Annotated in this window: 8 protein-coding genes; all 8 read left to right on the top strand. The window is 74.4% G+C overall.

Translation table 11 applies throughout. The annotated features are described in order from the left end of the window. Nucleotides 1-155 precede the first annotated feature (155 nt). The 8 genes from ACZ7IF_RS32980 (at nucleotide 156) to ACZ7IF_RS32945 (ending at nucleotide 6,897) form a co-directional block, all read left to right on the top strand. Nucleotides 156-1,241, top strand: a complete 1,086-nt coding sequence (locus ACZ7IF_RS32980; RefSeq protein WP_470979145.1) for a ScbA/BarX family gamma-butyrolactone biosynthesis protein — start codon at nucleotides 156-158, stop codon at nucleotides 1,239-1,241. A 22-nt stretch (nucleotides 1,242-1,263) separates the two neighbouring features. Further along, nucleotides 1,264-2,025, top strand: a complete 762-nt coding sequence (locus ACZ7IF_RS32975) for an HAD family hydrolase (protein ID WP_470979142.1) — start codon at nucleotides 1,264-1,266, stop codon at nucleotides 2,023-2,025. Between the two features lie 48 nt (nucleotides 2,026-2,073). Further along, the gene (locus tag ACZ7IF_RS32970) at nucleotides 2,074-3,108 is read left to right on the top strand and encodes a 3-oxoacyl-ACP synthase III family protein (RefSeq protein WP_470979139.1); all 1,035 of its coding nucleotides are present in this window, start codon (nucleotides 2,074-2,076) and stop codon (nucleotides 3,106-3,108) included. A gap of 44 nt (nucleotides 3,109-3,152) precedes the next feature. Then, nucleotides 3,153-3,353: a hypothetical protein gene (locus tag ACZ7IF_RS32965; RefSeq protein ID WP_470979136.1), complete on the top strand. Its 201-nt coding sequence runs from the start codon at nucleotides 3,153-3,155 to the stop codon at nucleotides 3,351-3,353. A 123-nt stretch (nucleotides 3,354-3,476) separates the two neighbouring features. Further along, nucleotides 3,477-4,748 carry an MFS transporter gene (locus ACZ7IF_RS32960; protein WP_470979134.1) on the top strand — a complete coding sequence of 424 codons (1,272 nt, stop codon included), beginning with the start codon at nucleotides 3,477-3,479 and terminating at the stop codon, nucleotides 4,746-4,748. A gap of 50 nt (nucleotides 4,749-4,798) precedes the next feature. After that, complete coding sequence (locus tag ACZ7IF_RS32955) at nucleotides 4,799-5,119, top strand: putative quinol monooxygenase (protein WP_470979131.1); 321 nt, start codon at nucleotides 4,799-4,801, stop codon at nucleotides 5,117-5,119. Nucleotides 5,120-5,237: 118 nt separating this feature from the next. After that, nucleotides 5,238-6,092, top strand: coding sequence for a cyclase family protein (locus ACZ7IF_RS32950; RefSeq protein ID WP_470979128.1), 855 nt, complete (start codon nucleotides 5,238-5,240; stop codon nucleotides 6,090-6,092). A 79-nt stretch (nucleotides 6,093-6,171) separates the two neighbouring features. Then, on the top strand, nucleotides 6,172-6,897 hold the full coding sequence (locus tag ACZ7IF_RS32945) for an SDR family oxidoreductase (protein ID WP_470979126.1): 726 nt from the start codon (nucleotides 6,172-6,174) through the stop codon (nucleotides 6,895-6,897). The last annotated feature ends 121 nt before the right edge of the window (nucleotides 6,898-7,018 follow it).

Here is a 7,018-nt window from a genome sequence, read left to right as displayed (position 1 = left end):
TCCCCCCCCACCCCCCCCCCCCCCCCCCCCCCCCACCCCCACCGCCCCCTCCCCCCCCCCCCCCCCCCCCCCCCCCCCCCCCCGCGGCCACCTCCCCGTACGCGCACCGACCCACCAACGGGAACCACCACAACCGCGACAGGAAGCCAGGCCCCATGACCACTGCACCCGCCGCCGCGCCCGTGGCCGCGCCCGCGCCGCCGTCCGCCGCGCTCCCCGCCCTGGACTACTCACGTACCGTGGACCGGCTGCTGGTCCACCGGGACGCCCTGGGAGAGGTCTTCCTGACGGACCTCCAGCCGATCGACGAACAGCGCTACGCGGCGGGGGCCCAGCTGCCCCGCTCGCACGCCTACTACGGGGACCACCTGCTGCGCCCCGGCTGCTACGACCCGCTGCTGCTCCTGGAGGCCTGCCGGCAGGCCACCCTGGCCGGGGCGCACCGCTTCTACGGCGTCCCGTCCGACAACAAGTTCATCCTGACGCACCTGCGGCTGCGCCTGGACCGGCCGCAGATGGTGGTGGTGAGATCGGCGCCGATCGCGCTGGCCCTGCGGGTCACCATCGTGGACCGCAAGGAGCGCGAGGGCCGGGTCACCGGGCTGGACTACGAGATCGACCTGACCGTGGGCGGCGTGGTGATCGGCCAGGCGGCCGTCGGGCTGCGCTTCAAGACGCCGACCGGCTACCTCACCCTGCGGCTGAACAACCGCGACGGGCTGGCGCTGCCGTCCTCGGCCGCGTACCCGGCGGGCACGCCGGGCACCCCGCTGGCGCCGCACCTGGTCGGGCGGGCCAACCCGGACAACGTGGTCCTGGTGGACACCGTGGTCGCCGGGGACACCGCACAGGCCCTGCTGCGGATACCGGCGCAGCACGCCAGCCTGTTCGACCACCCCCAGGACCACCTGCCGGGCATGGTCATCGCCGAAGGGGCCCGCCAGCTGGCCCTGTTCGCCGCCCTGGACATCCGGGGGCTGGCCGGCGCGAAGACCCTCGTCACCGAACTGGACGTGGTCTTCAACCGGTTCGGCGAGCTGGAGGACGAGACGGTGCTGACCGCCCGGGCCGGCGGCGGGCCGTCCGACGGCCCCCTCTACACCCAGGGCGGCGTCCTGGAGCCGCAGGACGCGGACCAGCAGGGCGCGGGGCTCCAGCAGGTGCCCGTGCGGGTGGAGGCCACCCAGCGGGGCGAGTCGCTGTGCGTCTTCTCCTTCGTCCTGACCCGCCTGACGGCCTGAAGCGGAAGGAGGCCACGCAGAGATGACTGTGATGACGGCAACGACGGCGACGGCGACCGGGGCGCCGAAGGCGCGGCCCGCCGGTACCGCGGCGGGGGCGGTGACCGGCGCGGCGTTCAGCGACGTGGACGAGACGCTGATCCGCGTGAAGAGCATGTTCCGCTTCCTCGCCTTCCACCTGCACCGGCGCGGCGAGCCGCCGGCCACCTACGACCGGCTGGCGGACGGCCTGCGGGCCGCGGCCCGGCGCGGTGAGCCCCGGGAGCAGATCAACCGGCGCTACTACCGGCTGCTGGCGGGCGAGTCGGTCGGGCTGCTGGAGCGCAGCGGGCGGTCCTGGTTCGCCCACGAGCAGGCCCAGCCCGGCGGCCCTTACGTCCCCGAGGTGGCGCGGGAGCTGCGCGCGCACCGGGCGGCGGGACGTCCCGTGGTCCTGCTCTCGGGCTCCTTCTTCGCCTGTCTCCAGCCCGTCGCCGAGGACATCGGCGCCGGCCACGCGCTGGGCTCCCGCCCGGTGGTGCGGCGCGGGCTGCTCACCGGCGAGGTACTGGTCCCGATGATCGGCGCGGCCAAGGGGCGGGCGGTGGAGCTGAGCGCGGCCCTGCGCGGTTTCGACCTCGCCGACTGCTCCGGATACGGCGACCACTCCAGCGATCTGCCGCTGCTCGGCGCGGTGGGGCGCCCGGTCGCCGTGGGCGACGACCCCGAACTGGCCGCCCACGCCCGCCGCCACGGCTGGCGGCGGCTGGCCGGACACCCCCTGGCGGCCGGCGGGCGTGCCTGACCCCGTGGCGGGCCGCGTCCGGCGGCCCGCCCCACCTCTGGAGAGACCATGAATCGCATCGGAATCCTGGCCACCGGCTCCTATCTGCCCCCTACGGTCGTCGGCAACGAGGAGATCGCCCGCAGTTCGGGGGTGACCGACGAGTGGATCGTGCGCAAGACCGGCATCCGCGAGCGGCGCCGGGCCGACGACCGCGACGCCACCTCCGACCTGGCCGCGCGGGCGGCCCGGGCGGCCCTCGAACAGGCGGGCGTGGCCGCGCGGGACGTGGCGTACATCGTGCTGGCCACGTCCACGCCCGACCACCCGCAGCCGGCCACCGCGAGCATCGTGCAGCACCTGATCGGGGCGGAGAACGCCGCGGCCTTCGACATCAACGCCGTGTGCAGCGGCTTCGTGTACGCCACCACGGTGGCGGAGCGGCTGCTGCGGGCCGCCGAGCCGGGGCGCCACGCCCTGGTCATCGGCGCGGACATCTACTCCCGGATCCTGGACTACTCGGACCCCAAGACCGCCATCCTGTTCGGGGACGGGGCCGGGGCGGTGCTGCTCGGCACGGTCGCCGCGGACCGGGGCATACGCGAGACGAGCCTGCTCACGCGCGGGGACCAGTACCGGCTCATCAGCGTCCCGGCGGGCGGCAGCCGGATGCCCGCGAACGACCGCACCCTGCGCGAGGGCGCCCACTTCTTCCGCATGGACGGGCGCGGCGTGCGCAGCTTCGTCCAGGACAACCTGCCGGGCGCGCTGCACGGCCTGCTGGCGAAGGCGGGGGCGCGTCCCGAGCACATCAGGCACTTCGTCCCGCACCAGGCCAACGCGGTGATGCTGGGCGAGGTCTGGCCGGACCTCGGTCTGTCCGGCGCCACCATGCACCTGGCGATCGAGCGGTACGGCAACACGGGCTCGGCCTCCGTCCCCGTCACCCTCGACCTCGCGCACCGCGAGGGGCTGTTCGCCGACGGGGACAGCGTCCTGCTGGCCGGGTTCGGCGGCGGGATGACCGTGGGGGCCGTGCTGGCCGACTGGGCTCCCACCGCCTGCGCCCGGCCGCGTACGCAGGAGCTGGCCGCCGTCCGCTGATCCGCCCGCACCCGCCCTCCACTCCGTTCCGGAAAGGCACTGCCATGGACACGCACACCCTCGACAGCGGGCACGGTTCCGGCTCCGGCTCCGCCGGGACGGACGAGGAGGCGGCCGTCCGGGCGCTGCTGGGCGCCCGTACGGCCCGGCACCGGCGGGCGGTACTGCGGCACGCCGCGGAACGGTCCCTGCACACCCGGCTGTTCGGGGACGGGCCGGTCACGGCCGGCGCGTCCCCGAACTGACAGGCTTCTTACGCCAATCGATTGACACCCAGATGTAAGACATCTTATGGTCGTCATGCATCATCTACTGCATCGAAACCGTACCCCCGTACCCCTTTTATGTTCCCGGTTAGGAGGAGCTCCGTGTCCGACCACCGATCAGGTACCCGCGCGAGCACCGTGGCCACGACCGTGGGGCTGAGCCTGCTGGCGCTGAACCTGCGCCCCGCCATCGGCAGCGTCTCGCCCGTACTCGACGACTTACAGCAGTCCCTCGCGCTCAGCGACTCGGCCATCAGTCTGCTCACCACCCTGCCCGTGCTGTGCCTGGGCATCTTCGCGGCGGTCTCCCCCGCCCTCTCCCGCCGCATGGGCACCCCCGGCGCCCTGGTCCTCGGCTTCGTCCTCCTGATCGCGGGCATCCTGCTCCGGCTGGACCACGCCGTCTGGGCGATGTTCGCCGGAACCGCCCTGGCCGGCGCGGGCCTGGCGATCGGCAACGTCCTGATGCCGGCGGTCATCAAGAGCGCGTTCCCCAACCGGGTGCGCCTCTACACCGGCATCGGCACGGGCATCCTCAGCGCCGGCGCCGCCCTCGCGGCCGGCTTCGCCGTCCCGCTGCGCGACGCCACCGACAGCTGGAGCGGCTCCCTCGCCCTGTGGGCCGTCCCGGCCGCGGTCGGCCTCGTCGCCTGGCTGCCGCTGCTCAAGGGCTCCAAGCCCGCCGCGGCCACCGGCCCCTCCCCCGACCAGGGTTCGCTGCTCGGCGACGCCATGGCCTGGCAGGTGACCGGCTACCTGGCGCTGCGCGCCCTGGTGTACTTCACCGCCCTGGGCTGGCTGCCCACCATCCTCGCCGACCTCGGCTACAGCAACTCCTCCTCCGGCGCGCTGCTCTCCGTCGCGATGCTGGTCAGCGTGCCCGGCGCGCTGTTCGCCCCGATCCTCGTCGGCCGCAAGGGCACCGCTCCGATGGTCGTCGCCATCGCGGTGGCCGGCGCGGTGAGCCTGCTGGGCCTGCTGTGGGCGCCGGCCGCGGCCGCCCTGTGGGTCGCCGTACTGGGTGTGACCCTCGGCGCCGGCCACGCCATGGCCCTGACCTTCATCGGCATGCGCTCGCCCAACCCGCAGACCGCCGCCCAGCTTTCGGGCATGGTGCAGACCATCGGCTACCTCGCCGGAGGCATCGCCGGTCCGCTGCTGCTCGGCCTGCTGCACGGCGCCACCGGCGGCTGGACCGTCTCCCTGGTCCTGCTGGCCGCCTTCACCCTCCCCGAGCTGGTCCTCGGACTGCGCTCCGGCCGCGACCGGGCCGTGCGCCCGCGCCGTCGCGGCGAGTCCGCCGCCCCGGTGGCCGCCGCCGCCCCGGTCGCCGCCGCCGCAGCGGCGCCCAAGGCGCCCGCCCTGCGCGACTGACCGCCCCACCACCCCCCGTTCCGTACGTCCCCACCCCCAGGAGTACTCCGATGTACCACGTCGCCGTCGCCTTCGACGTCCAGCCCGAGCACCGCGAGGCGTTCATCGCCGCCGCCCACGCGGACGCCCGTGACTCGGCCGTGGACGAGCCGTTCACCCAGCGCTTCGAACTCGTCGAGGACGAGGTGGACCCCAACCGCTTCTACCTCGACGAGGTCTACGACGACGCCGCCGCCTTCGACCGGCACATGTCCGGCCCGCACTTCGCCAAGTTCTTCGAGCGCATCGACGGCATCGCCCAGGGCCCGACCTGGCTGATCCGCGGCACCCGCGTCGTGGACACCGCCGTCCTGGACACCGCCTCCGTCTGAGCCCCTCTCCTCCCCCGCGGGCGGCGGCCGCTCCCCCACCCGGCCGCCGCCCGGCCTCCCTCCTCCGAGACACACGCGACCCCGCGACCCCGCGACCGACCCAAGGAGATTCCCTCCCATGTGCAGCCCCCAGGTGATGGAGCTGGTCCACGGCGAGCCCGGCCACAGCTGCGCCGGCCACGCCGCCGACGCGAACGCCGCGTCCGACGCGGCGCAGGGCCACGACGGCACCCGGCCGGCCGAGCGCCCCAGGACCCCCGCCCCGCTCATCCGGGGCAGCCGGGTCAGCGACCTGACGCACGCCTTCGGCAACGACTTCCCCGTGCTGGAACCCATCGTGCTCAAGCCCAACATCGAGCACTTCGCCGACATAGCCTCCGAGGGCTTCAACGCCAACAAGCTGGAGATCGACGAGCACACCGGCACCCACGTCGACGGCCCGGCCCACCTCGTCGACGGCCCCGTCTACACGGACGAGATCCCGATCGACCGGCTCATCGCCCCGCTCGTCGTCATCCGCATCGGCGACCGGGCCGCGAAGGACCCCGACACCACCCTGACCGCCGACGACATCCTCGCCTGGGAGAGCCGCCACGGCCGGATCCCGGACGGGGCCCTGGTCGTCATGGACTCCAACTGGTGCCCCCGCATCGACACCCCCGGCGCCTACATCAACCGCGACTCCGACGGAGTCCCCCACTTCCCCGGGCTGGGCTTCGACGCGGCCGAACTCCTGGTCCGCGAGCGCTCCATCGTGGCCGCGGGCACCGACACCCCGAGCCTGGACGCCTCCAAGAACCTCCAGATCGACGACCCCGGCGCGCACCGGATCGTGCTGGGCGACCTGCGCTACGGCGTGGAGAACATCGCCAACCTCCACACCGTCCCCGACATCGGCGCCACCGCCGTCATCGGCCTCATCCGCCACCGCAAGGGCTTCGCGGGCCCCTGCCGGATGTTCGGCATCCACTGATCCGCCATCAGCCACAGCAGTGGAGTCCGGTACCGGCGCGGCCGGTACCGGACTCCGCGTGTCAGGAGGAAGAACCACCATGACGCAGCACCCCCGCCCGGTCGCCCTCGTCACGGGCGCCAACAAGGGCATCGGCCGGGAGACCGCCCGGCAGCTGGGCTTGCTCGGGATGACCGTGCTCGTCGGCGCGCGCGACACCGCCCGGGGCGAACGCGCGGCGGCCGCCCTGCGCGAGGGCGGCATCGACGCCCGCGCCCTCGCCCTCGACGTCACCCGGGAGGAAAGCGTCGAGGCCGCTGCCGCCGCCGTCGAGGAGACGTACGGCCGGCTCGACGTCCTGGTCAACAACGCGGGCATCGTCGAGGACGACCTCCCGCCGAGCGCGACCACCGCCGCCCTGGCCGCCCGGATCCACGCCACGAACGTCCTCGGCGTCATCGCCACCACGCACGCCCTGCTGCCGCTGCTGCGCCGGGCGCCCGCCGGGCGGGTGGTCAACCTCTCCAGCCGCCTCGGGTCGCTGGCCAAGGCAGCCGACTTCGGGTCCCCGCACCGGCTGCTGCTCGCGTACAACTCCTCCAAGGCAGCACTGAACTCGCTGACCCTGCACTACGCGCGCGAGTTCGAGGGCACCCCGCTGAAGTTCAACTCGGCCACCCCGGGGTACGTGGCCACCGACCTCAACGGGCACCAGGGGACCCGTACCGTCGAGGAGGGGGCCCGGATCGTCGTCACCCTGGCCACCCTCGGCGAAGAGGGCCCCACGGGCGGCTTCTTCGACGACGCCGGGCCGGTCGACTGGTAGCCGCGGTCCGCGGACGTACGAAGGAGGCGGGGGGGGGGGGGGGGGGGGGGGGGGGGGGGGGGGGGGGGGGGGGGGGGGGGGGGGGGGGTGGGGGGGGGTGGGTGGGGGACGGGGCTGGCGT

The organism is Streptomyces sp. NPDC037421 (assembly GCF_055602105.1).
The sequence above is the reverse complement of the archived record's forward strand: the minus strand, read 5'-3'. Positions and strand labels throughout refer to the sequence as shown.